Below are 21,231 nucleotides of genomic sequence, written 5' to 3' on the forward strand. Positions count from 1 at the left end.
ATGGATTGGCGGGGCTGGGCCGAGATCGTTTTCACGATCGCGTTGACGGTGGCCATGGGTTGGCCGCTCGGTATCTTCATGGCGCGCGTCTGGGCGGGCGAACGCACCTGGCTCGATCCGGTGCTGCGGCCGGTCGAGGCGCTCGCCTATGCCGCCTTCGGCATCGACCGCAACAAGGGGCAGAACTGGCTGGGCTATGCCGGGGCGGTGCTCGCCTTCAGCGCAGCTGGTTTCGTGCTGCTCTATCTGCAGCTGCGCTTCCAGAACCTGCTGCCGCTCAATCCGCAAGGCTTCGACGGCCTGTCGCCGCATCTCGCCTTCAACACGGCGGTGAGCTTCGTCACCAATACGAACTGGCAGTCCTATGCCGGCGAGGCGACGATGAGCAATCTCAGCCAGATGGCGGGCTTGACCGTGCATAACTTCGTCTCGGCCGGCACAGGTCTCGCGATCGCGGCTGCGGTCGCACGCGCCTTTGCCACCGACCGCGGCGAGAACCTCGGCAATTTCTGGGTCGATCTGACCCGCACCACGCTCTACGTGCTGCTGCCACTTTCGATCGTGACCGCGCTTGTGCTGGTCGCGGCCGGCGTACCGCAGACCCTGCTCGCCAATGTCGAAGCCTCGACCATCGAAGGCGCCAAGCAGGTGATCTCGCTGTTCCCGACCGCCTCGCAGGAGGCGATCAAGCAGTGGGGCACCAATGGCGGCGGCATCTTCAACGTCAACTCGGCGCATCCGTTCGAGAACCCGACGCCGTTCACCAACCTGATCGAGGCCACATCGATCAACGCGCTCGCCTTCGGCACCGTGATCGCTTTCGGGCGCATCGCCGGGGCGCGCAAGGAGGCCAAGGCGCTGATCGCGGTGATGATCATCCTCGTCGGCGTCGCCGCCGCCGCGATCTATGCTTCGGAAACGCTCACGCCGCAGCCGGCGATGATCGCAGCCGGCATCAGCGACGCCCCGTCCAACATGGAAGGCAAAGAGGTCCGCTTCGGGCCGGCCGCCTCATCGGTCTGGGCGGCGCAGACGACCGGCGCTTCCAATGGTTCGGTCAACGCCATGCATGGCAGCTTCATGCCGCTTGGCGGCGGCGTCGCGATGTTCATGATCCAGCTCGGCGAGGTCCTGCCGGGCGGCGTCGGCTCCGGCCTCTACGGCATGGTGGTGATGGCCTTGCTCGCGGTCTTCGTTGCGGGGCTGATGGTCGGGCGTACGCCTGAATATCTCGGCAAGAAGGTCGAGGCGCGCGAGATCAAGTTCGCCATGCTGGCGGTGCTGATCCTGCCGCTCGCCATTCTCGGCTTCTCGGCTATCGCCGCCGTGCTGCCGGTCGCGCTCGAAGGCTTGCTGAACAAGGGGCCCCACGGGCTGTCCGAGATCCTCTACGCCTATTCGTCGGCGGCAGGAAACAACGGTTCGGCTTTTGCCGGTCTGACGGCCAACACCCCCTGGTGGAACACGACGCTGGCCATCGGCATGCTGCTCGGTCGCTTCGCCTATATCGTGCCGGTGCTGGCCATCGCCGGCGCGCTCGCGGCCAAGCCGAAGCTTCAGCCGACCGCCGGCACCTTGCCGAGCGACAGCCCGCTCTTTGTCGGCCTGCTGATCGGCATCGTCTTGATCCTGGGCGGCCTGCAATTCTTCCCCGCGCTCGCTCTGGGCCCGATCGTCGAGCATTTCCAGCTGCTTGCGGCTGCGGCTTCACGCTGAGCCGACAAAGGAAATTCAATCATGTCCATGTCTTTCGTCAAATCCGGCGCGATCGATCAGAGCGTCGTGACGACCGCGCTGAAGAGCGCCTTCGTCAAGCTCGACCCGCGCGCACTCACCGGCAACCCGGTGATCCTCGCAACCGAGGTGGTCGCGGCGCTCGCGACCGTCTCGGCCGGCGTCGCCATCGCAGGCGGCCTGCCGGCCAGCTTCCCGATCCAGATCGCGGCCTGGCTCTGGCTGACCGTGCTCTTCGCCAATTTCGCCGAGGCCATCGCCGAAGGGCGCGGCAAGGCAGCTGCCGACAGCCTGCGCGCCACCCGCGTCACGACCAAGGCCAAGCTGATCATCGACGCCACCCGTAACGCGATAGTCCCGACGCCGGCTCATGAACTCGTGCCGGGCGACATCGTGCTGGTCGAGGCCGGCGACGTGATCCCCGCCGATGGCGAGATCATCGAGGGTGTCGCCTCGGTCAACGAGGCTGCGATCACCGGCGAATCCGCTCCCGTCATCCGCGAGAGCGGCGGCGACCGCTCAGCCGTCACCGGCGGCACCACAGTCGTCTCCGACTGGCTCAAGGTGAAGGTCACCTCGCAGCAGGGCTCCTCCTTCCTCGATCGCATGATCGCGATGGTGGAAGGCGCCGACCGCCGCAAGACGCCCAACGAGTTGGCACTCGCCGTGCTGCTGGCTGGGCTGACGCTGGTCTTCCTGATCGCCGTCGTGACGCTGACCGGGCTTGGCGCCTTCTCGGGCGTGACGCTCGACCCCATGGTGCTCGGCGCGCTCTTCGTGACGCTGATCCCGACCACGATCGGCGGGCTGCTCAGCGCGGTCGGTATCGCCGGCATGGACCGGCTGCTGAAGGTCAATGTGCTCGCGACCTCCGGCCGCGCGGTCGAGGCGGCCGGCGACGTCGACACCCTGCTGCTCGACAAAACCGGCACGATCACCTTCGGCAACCGCATGGCGGTCGAGGTTGTGCCGGCTCCCGGTGTGCGGCCCGATGCGGCGCTGCGCGCGGCGCTGATCGCCTCGCTTGCCGACGAGACGCCCGAAGGCCGCTCGATCGTCGAGCTCGCCCGCAACCAGGGCGTCACGGCGCAAGCTCCGGCGGGGGCGACCTCGATCCCGTTCAGCGCCACGACCCGCCAGTCTGGCCTCGACGCCGACGGCAAGTCCTGGCGCAAGGGTGCGGTGGATGCGGTCATCCGGTCGCTCGACCTCTCCGAGAGCCAGGTTCCGACCGAATTGCGCCAGGCGGTCGACCGCGTTGCGCGCTCCGGCGGCACGCCGCTCGCCGTCAGCGAGAATGGCGCGCTGGTCGGCGTCATCCATCTCAAGGATGTGGTGAAGCCCGGCGTGAAGGACCGCTTCGCCGATCTGCGCCGCATGGGCGTGCGCACCGTCATGATCACCGGCGACAACCCGGTGACGGCTGCCGCCATCGCCTCGGAAGCCGGCGTCGACGATTTCCTCGCCGAAGCGACGCCCGAGGACAAGCTGCGCATCATCCGCACTGAGCAGGCCAAGGGCCGGCTGGTCGCGATGTGCGGCGACGGCGCCAACGACGCGCCCGCTTTGGCCCAGGCCGATGTCGGCGTCGCCATGCAGACCGGCGCGCAGGCTGCCCGCGAGGCCGGCAACATGGTCGATCTCGATAGCGACCCAACCAAGGTCCTGGAGATCGTCGAGGTCGGCAAGCAGCTCCTGATCACGCGCGGGGCGTTGACGACCTTCTCGATCGCCAACGACGTGGCGAAGTATTTCGCCATCATCCCGGCGATGTTCGTCGTCGCCCTGCCCTCGCTCGGCGCCATGAATATCATGGGCCTGTCGAGCCCGCAGAGCGCCATCCTCTCGGCGGTGATCTTCAACGCGCTCGTCATCGTCGCGCTGATCCCGCTGGCGCTGCGCGGCGTGCGTTACCGGGCGATCGGCGCCGCCAAGCTGCTCTCGCGCAACCTCACCATCTACGGCATCGGCGGGCTGATCGCGCCCTTCGTCGGCATCAAGCTGATCGACATGATCGTCGCAGCGCTGAAGCTCGCCTGATCGCTCATCAAAGGACAACGACCATGTGGTCCCATCTTCGCCCCGCCATCGTCTCGATGGTCTTCTTCACCCTCCTGCTCGGTATCGCCTATCCGCTCGGCGTCACCGGGCTGTCCCAGGCGATGTTCCCGGCGCAGGCCGGCGGTTCGCTGATCCGCAACCAGGCCGGCGAGATCATCGGCTCCGAATGGATCGGCCAGATCTTCAAGGACGATGCCTATCTGCGCCCCCGCCCCTCGGCTGCCGGCAAGGACGGCTATGACGCCGCCAATTCCTCCGGCTCCAATTTCGGGCCGCTGAACGAGGATCTCGCCACGCGCATCAAGGCCGATGCCGAGGCGATCCGTGCCGCTGACGGCGCTGGCCCGCTGCCGGTCGACGCCGTGACGGCGTCGGCTTCTGGTCTCGACCCGCATATCTCGCCGGAGAACGCGGCGCGCCAGATCGAGCGCATCGCCAAGACGCGCGGCGCCCAGCCGGCGCAGGTCGCCGAGATCATCGCCCAGAACACGCAAGGTTATCTGCTCGGTTTCATCGGCCGGCCGCGCGTGAACGTGCTGACCGCCAACCTCGCCCTCGACGCGCGCTATCCGAAGGCTCAAGCTAAGCCGTAATGACCACGGACGAGACCCGATTCCGGGAACAGGGTCGCCCTGATCCCGATGCCCTTCTGGCCCAGGCCGGCCGCGGTAAACGCGGCCGGCTTAAGATATTTCTCGGCATGGCGCCGGGTGTCGGCAAGACCTATGAGATGCTCACCCAGGGCAAGCGCGCGCAAGCGGAGCATGGCGAGGTGCTGGTCGGCCTCGTCGAGACGCATGGCCGCCGCGAGACCGAAGCGCTGCTCGACGGGCTAGAGGTGATGGCGCGCCGGCCGATCGAGCATAATGGCCGCATGCTGATGGAGTTCGACCTCGACGCGGCGCTGGCCTGCAAGCCGCGCCTGCTGCTGGTCGACGAATACGCGCATTCCAATGCGCCAGGCAGCCGGCACCCCAAGCGCTGGCAGGATGTCGAGGAGTTGCTGGCAGCTGGGATTGATGTCTGGACGACGCTGAACGTCCAGCATCTCGAGAGCCTCGTCGACGTGATCTGGAAGATCACCGGCGTGCGCCAGCGTGAAACGGTGCCCGACAGCGTGTTGAGCAGCGCCGACGAGATCGAGTTGATCGACATTACGCCGAGCGAACTGCGCCAGCGCATGGCCGAGGGCAAGGTTTACCTCCCCGAGACGGCTCGGCTCGCGGCCGATAATTTCTTCAAGCCGGAGAACCTGACCGCGCTGCGCGAGCTCGCCTTGCGCCGCGCCGCGCAGACGGTCGACGACCATCTGAACCAGGCGATGAAGCGCGCCGGCGTCGAAGGGCCCTGGGCTGCGGGCGAGCGCATCCTGGTCCTGATCGGGCCCGATGCGATGGCGTCCTCGCTCGTGCGCGCCGGCCGGCGCCTCTCCGACATGATGATGGATGCGCCCTGGACGGTCGCCCATGTCGAGCGGCCCAACGGTTCGGACGCCGATCCGGCACGCGGTCAGAGGCTGGCGGAAGCGCTCAAGCTCGCCGAACAGCTTGGGGCCGCCAATGTCGTGCTGACCAGCGACGATCTCGTCGCCAGCGTGCTGGAATATGCGCGGCGCAACAACGTCACCCAGATCGTCGTCGGAAAATCGCATCGCAAGGGTTGGCGCGCCTGGTTCCATCGCTCGCTCGCCCCGGCCCTGCTGCAGGCGCAGAACGGTGCGGCGCTTCACATCATCACCGATATCGCCTCCGTACCAGCCGGCCCGCCCCCGGCCGCCCCTAAGCGGGATCTTTCCTGGCGCGGCCATATCGGTGCGGCGGTCATGGTCGCCGCGGCAGTCGTCGTCGCGACATTGGTCGATCGTCAGGCGGAGAACGCCAACCTCGCCATGCTGTTTCTCGTCAGCGTGCTGGGAGCAGGCGTCGCCTTCGGCCTTTGGCCGTCGCTGACGGCGGCAGGGCTCGCCGCTTTCGCCTATAATTTCTTCTTTCTCGAGCCGCGCCTGTCGATGTGGATCGGCAACCCGGCCGATGTGCTGACCTTCGCCGTGTTCTTCGTCGCGGCCGTCGCCACCGGCGGCCTGACCGGGCGCATCCGCGACCAGGCCAAGGCAACGGCGCGGCGCGCCTCGGCGATCACGGCGCTGCTGGCGGCAAGCCGCAGGCTCTCAGGCGCCGCACGCCGGGAGGACGCCGCGACCGTGCTGGCCGAGCAGCTTTCGGCGGCGACGGCCGGAAAGATCATCGTCCTGCTGCCGCAAGGAGACGAGATCGCGCCCAGCGCCGGTGCGCCCTCGCTGGAGCCGCTGACCACCGCCGACATGACGGCGGCGCGCTGGAGCTGGAACCGGGGCGAGCCCGCCGGAGCCGGCACCGGCACGCTGCCCAATGTCGCCTGGACCTTCCGGCCCTTGCAGGGCGTGCGGGCGCGCACGGGCGTGGTCGGATTCGAGCCCAAGGCCCTGCTGGGTGCGGAGAATGAGCGCTTCGCCATGGCGCTGCTCGACCAGGGCGCGATCGCGCTGGAGCGGGTGGAGCTCGCCGCAGCCGCCGTCGATGCCGAGGCGCTGCGCCGGACGGACCGGTTGCGCTCGGCGCTGCTGAACTCGGTCAGCCATGATCTGCGCACGCCGCTCGCAACCGTGCTCGGCTCGGTGACGACGCTGATCGATTTCGGCAAGAGCGTCGAGCCGGCCGTGGCCGATGACCTGCTTTTGTCGATTCGCGAGGAGGCCGAGCGCCTCAACCGCTATGTCGGCGACCTGCTCGACATGACGCGGCTGGAGGGTGGTGCGCTGGTGACACGCCGCGACTGGACCGATGTCCGCGACGTGATCTCGGCCGCGATCGCGCGGGTATCGCGGCGGCTGGAGAACCGCCGCATCCAGCGCGATTTTCCAGCCGAACTTTCGGCCGTGCCGGCCGACCCGTCCTTGCTCGAACAGGCCCTGGTCAACATCCTGGAGAACGCGATCGCCTATAGCGAGAACGGTTCGCTGATCGAAACCGCGGCCTATGAGGACCGGGGCAATGTCGTGATCTCGATCGAGGACGAAGGTCGCGGCATCCCGACGGCCGAGCTCGAACGCGTCTTCGAGAAGTTCCGGCGCATGGAAGAGGCGACCGATCGCGGCGGCGAGCGCGGCAAGGGGGCGGGCCTCGGCCTTGCCATCTCCAAGGGCTTCGTCGAGGCCATGGGCGGGCGCATCGCGGCCGCAAGCCCGATCCAGGACCGGCCCGACGGTTCCAAGGGCGGCACCCGCATATTGATCAGCCTGCGCAAGGACGGCGCGGCGCCGGAGGTTCTGTCATGACCGCTTTCCGCCCCCGTATCCTCGTCATCGACGACGAGCCGCAGATCCATCGTTTCCTCGGGCCTGCGCTCGATGCAGCCGGTTACGAGCATGTCCGCGCCGATGACGCCACCGCCGGCCTGCGCGAGATCGCGCGCAAACCACCTGACGCCGTGGTGCTCGATCTCGGCCTGCCCGACATGGACGGCAAGGAGGCCCTGGCCAAGGCACGTGCTTTCTATGACGGGCCGGTGATCATCCTTTCGGCCCGCGACCGCGAGACCGAGAAGATCGATGCGCTCGACGCTGGCGCCGATGATTATGTCGAAAAACCCTTCGGCGTCGGCGAATTGCTGGCGCGCCTGCGCGTCGCGCTGCGCCACCGTATCGAGCGGCAAGGCGCGGAGGCGACGATCCGCTCCGGCGATGTCGAGATCGATCTCGTCAACCGCCGCATCAGCCGCGCCGGGGTGCATGTCAAACTCTCCCCGAAGGAATACGACCTGCTCGCCAGCCTGGCCGGCGGAAACGGCCGCGTGCTGACGCATCGCCAGATCCTGACGGCCGTCTGGGGGCCGGCGCATGAGCATGACGTGCAATATCTGCGCGTCTTCGTCGGGCAGTTGCGCCAGAAGCTGGAAGACGATCCGGCGGCGCCGAAGCTGATCGAGACCGAGCCGGGCGTGGGCTATCGGCTGGGCGGATTGGTCTGACGCCATCGTCGCCTCTGCTCCCATGGAGGGCTATCACATTTGTCCCCACAGCCCTCATCCTGAGGAGCGCTTCCGCAGGAAGCGCGTCTCGAAGGATGCTCCAGAAGGCGTTTCCGGAGCAAACTGGAGCATCCTTCGAGACGCCGCGTGCCGCGGCTCCTCAGGATGAGGCTCAAAAAGTCCAAATGCGATGCCCCTGCCCCCTGTGGAGGAAAATCCACTCGATGCGCGCCATGCGCGATGAGCCGGAAAGAGAAATCTCCTCCTTTTGATCGGGAATAAGAAAAAACACGCTACCTCGCGTGAATTGAACCCATCGCCGCTCTGGCTTATTTGAAACGTTCGGAAGAACGAACGGGACAAGCGGCGCAGTGGCCATTCTGAATGTGATCGACCGCGACGGTCGCGCCCACGAACTCGAAGCCGTCGAAGGCTGGCGGGTGATGGAGATTCTGCGCGACTACAAGGTCGGGATCGAGGGCGTCTGCGGTGGTTCCTGCGATTGCGCCACCTGCCATGTCGTCGTCGCGCCCGATTGGGCCAGGCGCCTGCCGGAGCCGCGCGAGGATGAAATCGACGCGCTCGATACCTTGCCATTGATCGAGGCGACCTCGCGCCTCTCCTGCCAGATCATCTGGTCCGACGATCTCGACGGACTGACGCTCACCTTGGCGGAGGCTGCGTGATGGCTGCCGCCCCCAAGCGCGTTCCCTTGCCGGCGATCCTGCTCGCCAATGACCTGCTCGACGGCGATGTCGTATTCGCCGTTGCCGACGCCAACGGACAACTCGCCTGGACGCGCGATCCGGCGCTGGCGCTGGTCGCGTCGGACGATGCCGCGGCAGAGAGCCTCGAGGCTTTCGCGGCGGCCGAGCTCGCGGGCAATCGCGTGGTCGATGCCTATCTCGTCGATGTCACCATGGAGGCCGGCCAGCCGGTTCCGCGACATTTCCGCGAGAGGTTCAAAACGCTGGGGCCCAGCAACCGTCCCGATCTCGGCAAGCAGGCCGGGGACGGGATCGATGCCGGGCAGAGGGCCTGACCGATGTACCGCTATGATGAATTCGACGAGCGTTTTGTCCGCGAGCGGGTCGCCCAGTTCCGCGACCAGGTCTCGCGGCGGCTCGACGGCTCGATCACCGAGGACGAGTTCAAGCCGCTCAGGCTCAAGAACGGCGTCTATTTGCAGCTCCACGCTTATATGCTGCGCATCGCCATCCCCTATGGCACGCTGTCGTCGAAGCAATTGCGCCAGCTTGCGCTGATCGGCGAACGCTACGACCGCGGCTACGGCCATTTCACCACGCGCCAGAACCTGCAGTTCAACTGGCCGAAGCTGCGCGACGTGCCCGAAATCCTGGACCTGCTCGCCGATGTTGAGATGCATTGCATCCAGACCTCCGGCAATTGCATCCGCAACGTCACGGCCGACCATTTCGCCGGCGTGGCGCAGGACGAGATCGAGGATCCGCGCCCGACCGCCGAATTGATCCGGCAATGGTCGTCGCTGCATCCGGAATTCGACTACCTGCCGCGCAAGTTCAAGATCGCGGTGACCGGTGCCGAGCATGACCGTGCCGTGATCAAGGCGCACGACATCGGCCTGCGCCTGCGCCGCCATCCCGACACCCATGAGGTCAGCTACGAGGTCAGCGTCGGCGGCGGCCTCGGCCGCACCCCGATGATCGGCAAGGTCGTGCGCGACTACCTGCCCAAGAATGATCTGCTCGCATTCCTCGAGGCGATCATGCGGGTCTATAATCTCGAAGGCCGGCGCGATAACAAATACAAGGCACGGGTCAAGATCCTCGTCCATGAGATCGGCGTCGAGGAGTTTCGCCGCCGTGTCGAGGAGGAGTTCGCACGGCTCGATGGGCCGTCGGTGAACGCCGATCCGGCCGAGGTCGCGCGCATCGCCGCCTATTTCAAGGCGCCCGATTATGAGGTCCTGCCGGCGACGAGCCGGCTGCTGGAGGCGACGAAAGCCGCCAACCCCGCCTTCGCGCGCTGGGTCGAGGTCAATACGATCCCGCACAAGGCGCCGGGCTATGCGGCGCTGACGATCTCGCTGAAGCCCGTCGGCGAGGCGCCGGGCGATGCGACCTCCGACCAGATGCGGCTCGTCGCCGATCTCGCCGAGCAGTATTCGCAAGCCGAAATCCGCGTGACCCATGCGCAGAACCTCGTGCTGCCCTATGTCCGCCAGCGCGACCTGTTCGCGATCTGGCAGAGGCTCGGTGAAGCTGGGCTCGCAAGTGCCAATATCGGCCTGATCACCGACATCATCTCCTGCCCCGGGCTCGATTACTGCGCGCTGGCGACGGCGCGTTCGATCCCGATCGCGCAGGCGATCCAGCATCGTTTCGCCGACGACAATCGCCAGAAGGCGATCGGCGAGCTCAACATCAAGATTTCGGGCTGCATCAACGCCTGCGGCCACCACCATGTCGGCCATATCGGCATTCTCGGCCTGGAGAAGCGCGGGATCGAATCCTATCAGATCACGCTTGGCGGCGACGCGACCGAGAACGCCGCGATCGGCGAGATCCTGGGGCCGGGCCTCGCGGCGGAGGATGTTCCCGACGCGATCGAGCGGATCGTGAACGTCTATCTCTCCGAGCGGGCCGAGGGCGAGAGCTTCATCGAGAACGTCCGCCGCATCGGCCTTGCTCCGTTCAAGGCCGCCTTCCAGGAGGTCGCCCATGCCGTTGCTTGATCGGAACGGCACCAAAGTCGACGCCTGGACGCGCAGCGAAGGCTCAGGGGTCGACAATCTCTCGCAAGCGCTGGTGCCGTGGGAAGCGCTGACCGAAGCGCTTCAGCAGAAGACGCGCGACCAGCGCATCGGCGTCGTGATCCCTAATAATATCCGCATCGCCGAGCTCAAGCTGGTGCTACGCCAGCTCTCGCTGATCGCGGTCAGCTTCCCGGCCTATTCGGACGGGCGCGGCTTCAGCCTCGCCAAGCTGATCCGCAATCACGGCTTCACCGGAACCTTGCGTGCGAGCGGCCCCCTGATCGCCGACCAGTTCGCCTATGCGCTGTCCTGTGGCTTCGACGAAATCGAACTGCCCGAGGCCAGCGCTGCGCGTCAGCCGGTCGAGCAATGGCTCAAGGCGGTGGGCCAGATCAGCCATGGCTACCAGCGTGGCTATGGCGACAGCCACAACATCCTCGACCAACGCCGGACGGCCCGTGCCGCCGGCCGCCTCGCCGCATCGTAACGCGATGACGCCCCGCGCGGCCGATAGAGACAGCGCCGCCGGACCGGCGACATTGCGCGGATTGAAGGAGGACAGCATGGACAGCGAGATCGCAAATCTGCTTCCGAAGCAGCCCCATGAGCGCTGGTTCGATCTTTGCTTTCGCCTTATCATTATGCTCTTGGCTGTCTTCTGGTTGCTGATGCCGCCAGCGGGGGGCGAGACGCGCCCCACGGAAGTCAGAGCCACCACAGCGACGCGATGAGCGAAAGACAACCAGAGCCGACCACCGCGCGCCGCATCGACAGGCTGGCGACGCTGCCGCTCTTCCACAAGCTGGAAGGACGCAAGGTCGTACTCGCCGGCGGCAGCGAGGGCGCGCTCTGGAAGGCCGAATTGATCGCGGCGGCCGGGGCCGACCTCCGTGTTTTCGCCGGCGATGCGATTGACCGCTTCACGGCCCTCGCCAACGAACCGCCGGCCGGCAGCGTGCGCGTGGTCGCCCGGCATTGGCAGCCGGACGATCTGGCCGATGCCGCGCTTGCCATCGGCGATATCGAGGACCTCACTGAGGCGCGCGCCTTCGCTGCCGCGGCGCGGCAGCTGGGTGTGCCGGTCAATGTCGTCGACAAGCCTGAATTCTGCGATTTTGCCTTCGGTTCGCTGGTCAACCGTTCGCCCCTGATCGTCGCAATCTCGACCGACGGCGCATCCCCCGTCTTCGGGCAGGCGATTCGCGCCAAGATCGAGGGGTTGCTGCCGGCCGGGCTGAAGGGCTGGGCCCAGGCGGCCAAGGACTGGCGGCCCGCCGTGCAGCTACGCGAGCTTCCTTTCGCGCTTCGCCGCGCGTTCTGGGAGCGCTTCACGGCGCGCGCCATCGCCGCTCCCGAACGTGACCCCGGCGAGATCGACAGGAGCGACCTCTTCAGCGCGCTCGACAGGCTCGAAAGCGCCCATGACGGCACCGGCCGGGTGACCTTGGTCGGCGCCGGCCCGGGCGACCCGGAACTGCTGACGCTGAAGGCCATCCGCGCGCTGCAGAGCGCCGACATCATCTTGTATGACGACCTCGTCTCGCCTGGCGTGCTGGAATTCGCCCGCCGCGAAGCCAAGCGCATGCTGGTCGGCAAGACCGGCTATGGGCCTTCCGTCAAACAGAGCGACATCAACGCCTTGATCGTCGCCCTGGCTGGTCAGGGCAAGCATGTCGTGCGCCTCAAGGGCGGCGACCCCGGCATCTTCGGCCGCGCCGGCGAGGAGATCGAGGCCTGCGCTGCCGCCAATATCCCGGTCGCGATCGTGCCGGGCATCTCGGCGGCGCAAGGGGCCGCGGCCTCGCTTGGCCTCTCGCTGACCCATCGCGACCATGCGCGCCGCCTGCAATTCGTCACCGGCCATGCCCGCAGCGGCGACCTGCCTGACGATCTCGACTGGCAGGCCATGGCCGACCCCTATGCGACGACGGTGATCTACATGGCGCGCGCCACGCTCGCAGGCTTCCGCGACCGCGCCGTGGCGGCTGGGCTTGATCCGCAGACGCCGGCCGTTGCCGTGCTGGCGGCGACGCGGCCGGACGAAGTCCGGGTGGCCGCGACGATCGCGACATTGCCTGATATGCTCGCCCAGTTGCCGGCCAAGGGGCCCGTGCTTGTCCTGGTGGGGCATGCACTGGGGGCGGTAGCCGCCACCACCGTATCTCAGGATTTGCGCCGGGCCTGAATTCGGCGCCGCAACAACGGCCTATTTGGATTTGTGCCTGATTTGCCCGCGAATCTCGTTGTGCGGGAAATGCCTGACCAAAAATGCGGTGGAACGCCTTCAAGGGAGACGCGTTTTCTCCCATAGGGTTCAAGTTTGGAACGGGCCTGCTGCAGCATGCCGTTGAGGCTGGTGCGAAAATTCAGTACGTTTCGTTTGTTATTCAGAACGAATGTCGGTGGTTCCTGGCGAGCTTCCGGCATTGATCGCAACGGAGCCCTGACATGACGCAACCCATCTTTCGCCGTGTGCTCAGAGCCGGGCTCGTGTTCGGGGCCTTCTCCCTGTGCTTCGGCGTCGTGGCCGGCGCACGCGCCCAGACCGAGTTGCTGAACGTCTCCTACGACCCGACGCGGGAGCTCTACCGCGATCTCAACGCGGCTTTCATCGCCGAATGGAACGCGAAGAACACCAAGAAGATCACGACCATCCGCCAGTCCCATGGCGGCTCGGGCGCCCAGGCCCGCACGGTCATCGACGGCCTCAATGCGGATGTGGTGACGCTGGCGCTTGCGGGCGACATCGACGCCATCGCCCAGCGCTCGAAGAAGCTGCCGGAAAACTGGCAGACGCGCCTGCCCAACAACTCCTCGCCCTACACCTCGACGATCGTCTTCCTCGTCCGCAAGGGCAACCCCAAGGCGCTCAAGGACTGGGGCGACCTGGTCAAGCCGGGCGTGCAGATCATCACGCCGAACCCGAAGACCTCGGGCGGGGCGCGCTGGAACTACCTCGCCGCCTGGGCCTATGCCGACAAGGCCTTCAACAAGGACGAGGCGAAGGTCCGCGATTATATCGGCAAGCTTTTGGCAAACGTGCCCGTGCTCGACACCGGTGCGCGTGGCGCGACCACGACCTTCACCCAGCGCGGCATTGGCGACGTGCTCCTGGCCTGGGAGAACGAGGCCTTCCTCGCCTTGCATGAATTCGGCGCCGACAAGTTCGACATCGTCGTGCCGAGCCTCTCGATCCTGGCCGAACCGCCGGTCGCGCTGGTCGACGCCAATGTCGACGCCAAGGGCACCCGGGCCGAGGCGCAGGCCTATCTCGACTTCCTCTACACACCGAAGGCCCAGGCGATCATCGCAAAGAACTATTATCGGCCGCGCAATGTCGAGGCGGCCGCCCCCAAGGACATCGCGAATTTCCCGAAGCTCGAGCTGGTCACGATCGACAAGGATTTCGGCGGCTGGGCCAAGGCGCAGCCGACCCATTTCGGCGACGGCGGCACCTTCGACCAGCTCTACAAGCCGGCGCGCTAGCTGATGGCGGCGGCGACCTCAGTTTGGCGGCAGCCGAGCATCCTGCCGGGATTTGGCATCGCGCTCGGCATCACGCTGAGCGCTTTGTCCCTGATCGTGCTCGTGCCGCTGGCGGCGCTGGCGCTGAAGGCGGCGAGTGCCGGCCCGGCCGATATCTGGGCGGTCGCAACTTCGCCGCGGACGCTGGCGGCGCTGCGCCTGTCATTTCTGGGAGCGCTGTTCGCCGCCTGCATCAACGCCGTCTTCGGCATGATCCTCGCCTGGGTGCTGGTGCGTTACGAGTTTCCGGGTCGTCGCTTCATCGATGCGGCGGTCGACCTGCCCTTTGCCTTGCCGACGGCGGTCGCCGGCATCGCGCTCACAGCGATCTATGCGCCCAATGGCTGGGTCGGCAGCTTGCTGGCGCCCTATGGCATCAAGGTCGCCTATACGCCGCTCGGCGTGATGGTGGCGCTGATCTTCGTCGGCCTGCCCTTCGTCGTGCGCACCGTGCAGCCGGTGCTGGAGGAGATGCAGGCCGATGTCGAGGAGGCCGCGGCGCTGCTCGGGGCCGGCCGCTGGCGCACCATCTTCACGGTGATCCTGCCCCCGATCTATCCGGCATTGCTGACCGGCTTCGTCCTCGCCTTTGCGCGTGCGGTGGGCGAATACGGCTCGGTCATCTTCATCGCCGGCAATGTGCCGATGGTCTCGGAGATCGCGCCTCTGCTGATCGTGATCCGCCTGGAGCAATTCGACTATGCCGGCGCCGCCGTCGTCGCGATGCTGATGCTGCTGATCTCCTTTAGCCTCATTCTTCTCGTCAACCTGATCCAGGCGCGGGCGCGCCGGAGGTTCGGCGATGTCTGATTCTGCCCTGCCCCAATTCCGGACCGACACGGCCCGGACGCGTGATACGCGCCGCATCCGCGGCGAAGGCATTGTCGTCCAGGCCGTGCTGATCGGTGTCTCGCTCGCCTTTCTGGCGCTGTTCCTGCTGTTGCCGCTGGTCTCGGTCTTTGTCGAAGCGGGTGCGCGCGGCTGGACGGCCTATAAGGCGGCGGTGACCGAGCCAGATGCGGTCGCCGCGATCCATCTCACCCTGCTGGTCGCTGGTATCGCCGTGCCCTTCAACGTTGTCGTCGGCATCGCCGCCGCCTGGGCGATCGCCAAGTTCGAGTTTCGCGGCAAGAACCTGCTGATCAGCCTGATCGACCTGCCCTTCTCGGTGTCTCCGGTGATCTCGGGCCTCGTCTTCGTGCTGCTCTTCGGCGCGCAGGGCTATTTCGGCGCCTGGCTCAAGGCCAATGACGTGCAGATCGTCTTCGCCCTGCCCGGTCTCGTCCTGGCAACGGTGTTCGTGACCTTCCCCTTCGTCGCACGCGAGCTGATCCCACATATGCAATCGCTCGGTTCGGCCGACGAGGAAGCGGCGCTGACGCTCGGCGCCTCGGGCTGGCGGACCTTCCTGACGATCACGCTTCCCAATGTGAAGTGGAGCCTGTTCTACGGCGTGCTGCTCTGCAACGCGCGCGCCATGGGCGAGTTCGGTGCGGTTGCGGTCGTCTCCGGCAAGATTCGGGGGCTGACCAACACCATGCCGCTGCATGTCGAGATTCTTTACAACGAGTACATGAGCGCAGCGGCCTTTGCCGTCGCCTCGCTTCTGGCAGGGCTGGCGCTCGTCACGCTCGCGCTCAAGACGCTGCTGGAATGGCGTTACTCGGATTCCATCGCCGCCAGCCGCCGCCATTGATGAAGGACGCAAGCATGTCGGTCGCAGTCACCATCGAATCGATCGAGAAGCGCTTCGACGCTTTCGCTGCCTTGCGCGGCGTCTCGCTCGATATCCAGCCTGCCGAGCTCGTCGCCTTGCTCGGCCCCTCGGGCTCAGGCAAGACGACACTGCTGCGCCTGATCGCCGGCCTCGAACAGGCTGATCGGGGCCGCGTGCTGTTCGGCGAGACCGATATGCGCGATCTCTCTCTCCGCGAGCGGCGGATCGGCTTCGTCTTCCAGCACTACGCCCTGTTCCGGACCATGACGGTCGGAGAGAATGTCGCCTTCGGCCTGAAGTCGCGCCCGCGCGCGGAGCGGCCGGACGATGCGGAGATCAGAAAGCGCGTCGGCGACCTGCTCGAACTCGTGCAACTGCCCGGCCTCGACAAGCGCTATCCGAGCCAGCTTTCGGGCGGCCAGCGTCAGCGCGTGGCGTTGGCTCGCGCGCTGGCGATCGAGCCGCGGGTGCTGCTGCTCGACGAGCCTTTCGGGGCGCTCGACGCCAAGGTCCGCAAGGATCTGCGCGCCTGGCTGCGCGATCTGCATCGCCGTACCGGACACACCACCGTCTTCGTCACGCATGACCAGGAGGAGGCGCTCGAACTCGCCGATCGCGTCGCGATCCTGAATGACGGCCGTATCGAGCAGGTCGGTTCGGCCGATGATGTCTATGACCATCCGGCGACGCCCTTTGTCTGCGAGTTCCTCGGCGAGGTGAACAAGCTGCCGGTCAAGGTCGTCGGCAGCCAGGCCTTTTTCGGCGATCGACCGGTTCTGGGCGGGTTGTCGCAGAACCAGGGCGGACAGGCCGCGCTCTATGTCCGGCCGCAGCATCTGCGCATCGTCGACGATCTGCCGCTGGCGCTGCCCGGCGTCGTCGAGCATCTGCGCCGGAACGGCCCGTTGCGGCGCGCCGAAGTCGCGGTCCAGGGGCTGGCGAAGCGCCTCGACGTGGATCTGGCGAGCCAGGTCGCACCGGCGATCGGCGAGCGCATCCGCTTGCGCATCACACATGGCAGTCTGTTCGCGGCAGCCTGAGCGGTCTCGCTTCGGCCTTCACCAGCCGCTAGCCTGTGTGCAAGTGATTTGCATTGGAGCGAACGATGAAAGCGCGGGCGAAATGGGTCGAAGGCATGGCCTTCATGGGCGAGGCCGGCAGCGGCCACGCCGTGATGATGGACGGCGCTCCTGAATATGGCGGCCGCAATATCGGCATCCGGCCGATGGAGATGCTGCTGATCGGACTGGCCGGCTGCACCGGCTTCGATGTCGTGCAGATCCTCAGGAAGGGCCGCGAGAGCGTCACCGGTTGCGAGGTCGAGGTCGAGGCGGAGCGCGCCACGGAGGATCCCAAGGTCTTCACCAAGATCCACCTCGCCTACAAGATCACCGGGCGTGGGCTATCGCAGGCGAAGGCGGAACGGGCCGTCACATTGTCGAAGGAAAAATACTGTTCCGCTTCGATCATGCTCGGGGCGACGGCCGAGATGAGCTACACGCTCGATGTGGTCGACGAATTGCAGAAGGTAGCAGCCGAATGAGCAAAGCCCAATTCTCCGGACTGATCACGCCCGCAGCTCTCGAGCAGCGCCTGGGCGACGGCAATCTCGTCGTCGTCGACATCCGTTCCTCGGTCGATGGCGGAGGCAAGGCTGCTTATGAAGCGGGACATGTTCCCGGCGCCGTACACAGCGACTACGCGGCTGACGGCTGGCGCGCCAAGGTCGGCAATGCACCAGGCATGCTGCCGCCGCTGGAGCATCTGGCCGCTCTCGCGGGACGGCTCGGCATCAAGCCGGATGACGACGTCGTCATCGTGCCGGCCGGCGTCAGCGCTACCGACTTTGCCGCCGCCGCGCGGGTCTACTGGACGCTGAAGCTGATCGGCCACGGCCAGCAGGCCATTCTCGACGGCGGCTTCAAGGCCTGGAGCGCCGATCCGCAGCGCCCGGTCGAAACCGGCCCGTCCGTGCCGAAATCGACCGATCCCTATCTGGTCGTGATGCAACAGCAATTGCGCAGCAACACCGACGCAACCCTCGTGGCTTCGCGCAGCAAGCTCGCGACCCTGGTCGATGCGCGTTCAACAAGCTATTTCGAGGGCCGCGAGAAGGCTGCCGAGGCGGCGCGCGCCGGCCATATCCCCGGGGCGGTCTCACGCGACTATGCCGAGGCCTTCGACCCCGGGACAGGCGCTCTGAAGCCGATCCACGATCTGTCCGCCCTGTTTGCCGGCGTGCCGAACGGGCCGGCGATCTCCTATTGCAACACCGGCCACACGGCGGCGCTGAACTGGTTTGTGATGTCCGAGGTGCTCGGCCGTGAGGAGGTCGCGCTCTATGATGGCTCGATGACCGACTGGACGCAGGATTCGGAGCGGCCGGTTTCGACGGAAGCCGCGGCATAACCTTCCAGATTTGCCAAACAGGCTGAAACGGTTCAAAGGAAGCGCCGTGCGCGCGCCATGCCGCGCCGCTTCCTTTCAGAATTGTCGAGTCGCCTGCCGATGAACGCCGTCGCGCCGAAAATCTCTTTTGTTTCGCTGGGCTGCCCCAAAGCCCTGGTCGATTCCGAGCGGATCATCACCTCGCTGCGCTCGGAGGGCTATGAGCTCAGCAAGTCGCATGCGGGCGCCGATCTCGTCATCGTCAACACCTGCGGCTTCCTCGACAGCGCCAAGGCGGAATCGCTGGAGGCGATCGGGGCGGCCATGTCGGAAAACGGCAAGGTCATCGTCACCGGCTGCATGGGCGCCGAGCCCGAGCAGATCCGCGATGCCTTCCCCAACGTACTCGCGATCACCGGCCCCCAGGCCTATGAGAGCGTCGTCTCGGCCGTGCACCAGGCGGTGCCGCCACGGCACGACCCCTTCATCGACCTTGTCCCCGACCAGGGCATCAAGCTGACGCCGCGCCACTACGCCTATCTGAAGATTTCAGAAGGCTGCAACAACCGCTGCAGCTTCTGCATCATCCCGAAGCTGCGCGGCGATCTCGTCTCGCGGCCGATCGGCGAGGTGCTGCGCGAGGCCGAGAAGCTGGTCAAGGCCGGCGTCAAGGAACTGCTGGTGATCTCGCAGGACACCAGCGCCTATGGCCTCGACATCAAATACGCGCCTTCGATGTGGCAGGACCGCGAAGTTCGGACCCGCTTCTTCGAGCTGGCCCGCGAATTGGGCCAGATGGGCATCTGGGTGCGGATGCACTACGTCTATCCGTATCCGCATGTCGACGAGGTCATCCCCCTGATGCAGGAGGGGTTGATCCTGCCTTATCTCGACATTCCCTTCCAGCACGCTTCCCCCAATGTTCTCAAGGCGATGAAGCGGCCGGCTCATCAGGACCGCACGCTCGACCGACTGCGCAAATGGCGCGAGATCTGTCCTGATCTCGCCATCCGTTCGACCTTCATCGTCGGCTTTCCCGGCGAGACGGAGGAGGATGTGCATTTCCTGCTCGATTGGCTGAAGGAAGCCAAGCTCGAGCGCGTCGGCTGCTTCAAATATGAGCCTGTGAAGGGCGCGCCGGCCAATGATCTGGGCCTCGCTCTGGTCCCGGAAGAGGAAAAAGAGGCGCGCTGGCACCGCTTCATGAAGGCGCAGGCCGAGATCAGCACGCGCATCGTCAAGAACCGCGTCGGCAAGCGCATTTCCGTCATCATCGACGAGGCCGGTCCGACCGTCGCCAAGGGCCGCTCGAAATGGGACGCACCCGAGATCGACGGCAATGTCTATGTCGCGAGCCGCCGGCCGCTTAGGCCCGGCGACATCGTCACGGTGAAGATCGAGCGGGCCGACGCCTATGACCTGCACGGCGTCGCCGTCTAGAGCAATTTCCGATCCGATTGGATCGTTCAATTTCTCTAGCTCTTTGTTTTAACGCGCTTTCTTCACGCGAACCGGTGTCCACTTCGCTCGAAAACGCTCTAAGACCATCAAGGGTACTCGCAGAAATAGCGGATGATCTGGCCGCCCCGGCCGCGCACCGCGAAGACCTCGCCGCCGGCGCAGGCATTGCCGGTCTCCGCGACCTGCCGCACGGGCGGCTGACGCGGCGGCGGCGGTTCGTTGCAGACATGGGTGAGGCAGCCCGTACCGGCGCGCCGCAGCTCGACCGCACGGGTCAGGCGGGCCCTGGCGTGATCCTCGCGCAGCACCTGCAGGATCGAGGGATCACCGCCCCCTCCGCTGCCGCCATTGCCGCCGCCGTCGCCGCCACGGCCTCCACCGCCACCCTGCTGGGCCATGGCGACTGTCGAGATGGTGAGCGAAGCCAAGACGAGCCCCGCGAAACGAATGGTCCGGTTCATGACCTGTCTCCCGAATGAGGATCAGCATGTGCTGACCCTCATTGGTCGCAGGCCGGGCCGGACAGGTTCAAAGCCGAGGCGATTTTTCTCGAATCGGCCTTGAAGCTCGCGTCAGGGGATCAGGACGGTCGAGCCGGTGGTGCCGCGGCTTTCCAGGGCGCGATGCGCATTGGCTGCGTCCTGCAGCGCGAAGGTCGCGTTGACCGGCACGGTGACGGCGCCCGACGCGACGGCGCCGAACAGATTGGCCGCCATCTCGATCATGGTCTCGCGCTTGGCGATATGGGTGAAGAGCGTCGGCCGGGTGACATAGAGCGAGCCCTTCGGCCCGAGCAGGCCGAGATTGAAGGGCTCGACGGCGCCCGACGCATTGCCGAAGCTCGCCAGCACGCCGAAGGGGCTCAGGCAGTCGAGCGAGGGCAGGAAAGTATCCTTGCCGACGCCGTCATAGACCACCGCGCAGAGCTTGCCGCCGGTGATCTCCTTGACGCGGGCCGGGAAGTTCTCCTCGCGATAAAGGATGGTGTGGTCGGCGCCATGCGCCTGGGCGAGCGCGGCCTTTTCCTTGGAACCGACAGTGCCGATCACGGTCGCGCCCAGCGCCTTGCCCCACTGGCACAGGATCAACCCGGTGCCGCCGGCCGCGGCATGGACGAGGATGGTGTCGCCCGGCTTCACCTTATAGGTGCGGTGGAGCAGGTATTCCGCCGTCATGCCCTTCAGCATCATGCTGGCGGCGGCTTCATAGGTGACGGCGTCCGGCAGCGCGACAACCGAATTGACCGCGACGATGCGCTCCTCGGCATAGGAACCGAGCGTCGCAACATAGGCGACACGGTCGCCGACCTTGAACTCGCTGACATTGGGGCCGACCGCCAGAACTTCGCCCGCGCCCTCATTGCCGGGCACGAAGGGCAGTTGCGGGGCGGCGTAGAGGCCGGTGCGGAAATAGGTGTCGATGAAGTTCAGGCCGATGGCGCGGTTCCTGACCAGCACCTCGCCCGGCCCCGGCTGGGGCAGCGTGATGTCTTCCCATTGCAGCGCTTCGGGGCCGCCGACCTTGTGAACGCGGATGGCCTTGACCATGAATCCAACTCCCTAGCTTGAAGAGGGGACCATAGGGACTTGCATCCGTACCGTGC

General features: G+C 66.2%; 20 protein-coding genes. 18 read left to right on the forward strand and 2 right to left on the reverse strand.

Features of this window, described 5'->3' with window-relative positions:
• The 18 genes from kdpA (at nt 1) to rimO (ending at nt 19,607) form a co-directional block, all read left to right on the forward strand.
• On the forward strand, nt 1–1,716 hold the full coding sequence (kdpA, locus tag J2Y55_RS05605) for a potassium-transporting ATPase subunit KdpA (RefSeq protein WP_310148943.1): 1,716 nt from the start codon (nt 1–3) through the stop codon (nt 1,714–1,716).
• A 21-nt stretch (nt 1,717–1,737) separates the two neighbouring features.
• Nucleotides 1,738–3,774: a potassium-transporting ATPase subunit KdpB gene (kdpB, locus tag J2Y55_RS05610; protein WP_404978822.1), complete on the forward strand. Its 2,037-nt coding sequence runs from the start codon at nt 1,738–1,740 to the stop codon at nt 3,772–3,774.
• Nucleotides 3,775–3,797: 23 nt separating this feature from the next.
• Nucleotides 3,798–4,388 (forward strand): potassium-transporting ATPase subunit KdpC, encoded by a 591-nt coding sequence (kdpC, locus tag J2Y55_RS05615; RefSeq protein WP_310148946.1) that lies wholly within the window; start codon nt 3,798–3,800, stop codon nt 4,386–4,388.
• Nucleotides 4,388–7,108 (forward strand): DUF4118 domain-containing protein, encoded by a 2,721-nt coding sequence (locus J2Y55_RS05620; protein WP_310148951.1) that lies wholly within the window; start codon nt 4,388–4,390, stop codon nt 7,106–7,108. The genes kdpC and J2Y55_RS05620 overlap by 1 nt, the downstream gene beginning before the upstream one ends.
• A complete protein-coding gene (locus J2Y55_RS05625) occupies nt 7,105–7,800 on the forward strand; it encodes a response regulator (RefSeq protein WP_069691613.1) in 696 nt (231 codons plus the stop codon). The genes J2Y55_RS05620 and J2Y55_RS05625 overlap by 4 nt, the downstream gene beginning before the upstream one ends.
• 371 nt (nt 7,801–8,171) lie before the next feature.
• Nucleotides 8,172–8,486: a 2Fe-2S iron-sulfur cluster-binding protein gene (locus J2Y55_RS05630; RefSeq protein WP_310148960.1), complete on the forward strand. Its 315-nt coding sequence runs from the start codon at nt 8,172–8,174 to the stop codon at nt 8,484–8,486.
• On the forward strand, nt 8,486–8,842 hold the full coding sequence (locus J2Y55_RS05635) for a DUF2849 domain-containing protein (protein WP_310148963.1): 357 nt from the start codon (nt 8,486–8,488) through the stop codon (nt 8,840–8,842). The genes J2Y55_RS05630 and J2Y55_RS05635 overlap by 1 nt, the downstream gene beginning before the upstream one ends.
• Before the next feature lie 3 nt (nt 8,843–8,845).
• Nucleotides 8,846–10,516 carry a nitrite/sulfite reductase gene (locus tag J2Y55_RS05640; RefSeq protein WP_310148966.1) on the forward strand — a complete coding sequence of 557 codons (1,671 nt, stop codon included), beginning with the start codon at nt 8,846–8,848 and terminating at the stop codon, nt 10,514–10,516.
• Entirely contained in the window at nt 10,503–11,024 is a 522-nt protein-coding gene (locus tag J2Y55_RS05645) for a DUF934 domain-containing protein (RefSeq protein WP_310148969.1), read from the forward strand. The genes J2Y55_RS05640 and J2Y55_RS05645 overlap by 14 nt, the downstream gene beginning before the upstream one ends.
• A 76-nt stretch (nt 11,025–11,100) precedes the next feature.
• Nucleotides 11,101–11,268: a hypothetical protein gene (locus J2Y55_RS05650; RefSeq protein WP_310148973.1), complete on the forward strand. Its 168-nt coding sequence runs from the start codon at nt 11,101–11,103 to the stop codon at nt 11,266–11,268.
• Nucleotides 11,265–12,722, forward strand: a complete 1,458-nt coding sequence (gene cysG, locus J2Y55_RS05655; protein ID WP_310148979.1) for a siroheme synthase CysG — start codon at nt 11,265–11,267, stop codon at nt 12,720–12,722. Before J2Y55_RS05650 ends, cysG begins: the two co-directional genes overlap by 4 nt.
• Before the next feature lie 263 nt (nt 12,723–12,985).
• Nucleotides 12,986–14,023, forward strand: coding sequence for a sulfate ABC transporter substrate-binding protein (locus J2Y55_RS05660; RefSeq protein WP_310148983.1), 1,038 nt, complete (start codon nt 12,986–12,988; stop codon nt 14,021–14,023).
• A gap of 3 nt (nt 14,024–14,026) precedes the next feature.
• A complete protein-coding gene (gene cysT / locus J2Y55_RS05665) occupies nt 14,027–14,872 on the forward strand; it encodes a sulfate ABC transporter permease subunit CysT (RefSeq protein ID WP_310148986.1) in 846 nt (281 codons plus the stop codon).
• On the forward strand, nt 14,865–15,758 hold the full coding sequence (cysW, locus tag J2Y55_RS05670) for a sulfate ABC transporter permease subunit CysW (RefSeq protein WP_310148988.1): 894 nt from the start codon (nt 14,865–14,867) through the stop codon (nt 15,756–15,758). The genes cysT and cysW overlap by 8 nt, the downstream gene beginning before the upstream one ends.
• 14 nt (nt 15,759–15,772) lie before the next feature.
• Complete coding sequence (locus J2Y55_RS05675; RefSeq protein WP_310148991.1) at nt 15,773–16,819, forward strand: sulfate/molybdate ABC transporter ATP-binding protein; 1,047 nt, start codon at nt 15,773–15,775, stop codon at nt 16,817–16,819.
• A 65-nt stretch (nt 16,820–16,884) separates the two neighbouring features.
• A complete protein-coding gene (locus J2Y55_RS05680) occupies nt 16,885–17,322 on the forward strand; it encodes an OsmC family protein (protein ID WP_069691622.1) in 438 nt (145 codons plus the stop codon).
• A complete protein-coding gene (locus J2Y55_RS05685) occupies nt 17,319–18,188 on the forward strand; it encodes a sulfurtransferase (protein WP_310148997.1) in 870 nt (289 codons plus the stop codon). The genes J2Y55_RS05680 and J2Y55_RS05685 overlap by 4 nt, the downstream gene beginning before the upstream one ends.
• 99 nt (nt 18,189–18,287) lie before the next feature.
• On the forward strand, nt 18,288–19,607 hold the full coding sequence (gene rimO, locus J2Y55_RS05690; protein ID WP_310149000.1) for a 30S ribosomal protein S12 methylthiotransferase RimO: 1,320 nt from the start codon (nt 18,288–18,290) through the stop codon (nt 19,605–19,607).
• 107 nt (nt 19,608–19,714) lie between these two features.
• Here the strand turns inward: rimO and J2Y55_RS05695 are convergent, their stop codons facing one another.
• Complete coding sequence (locus J2Y55_RS05695) at nt 19,715–20,089, reverse strand: hypothetical protein (RefSeq protein ID WP_310149003.1); 375 nt, start codon at nt 20,087–20,089, stop codon at nt 19,715–19,717.
• A 111-nt stretch (nt 20,090–20,200) separates the two neighbouring features.
• Nucleotides 20,201–21,175, reverse strand: coding sequence for a quinone oxidoreductase family protein (locus J2Y55_RS05700; RefSeq protein WP_310149006.1), 975 nt, complete (start codon nt 21,173–21,175; stop codon nt 20,201–20,203).
• Nucleotides 21,176–21,231: the final 56 nt, after the last annotated feature.

It is taken from the genome of Allobosea sp. BE125, from assembly GCF_031456075.1.
GTDB lineage: Bacteria > Pseudomonadota > Alphaproteobacteria > Rhizobiales > Beijerinckiaceae > Allobosea.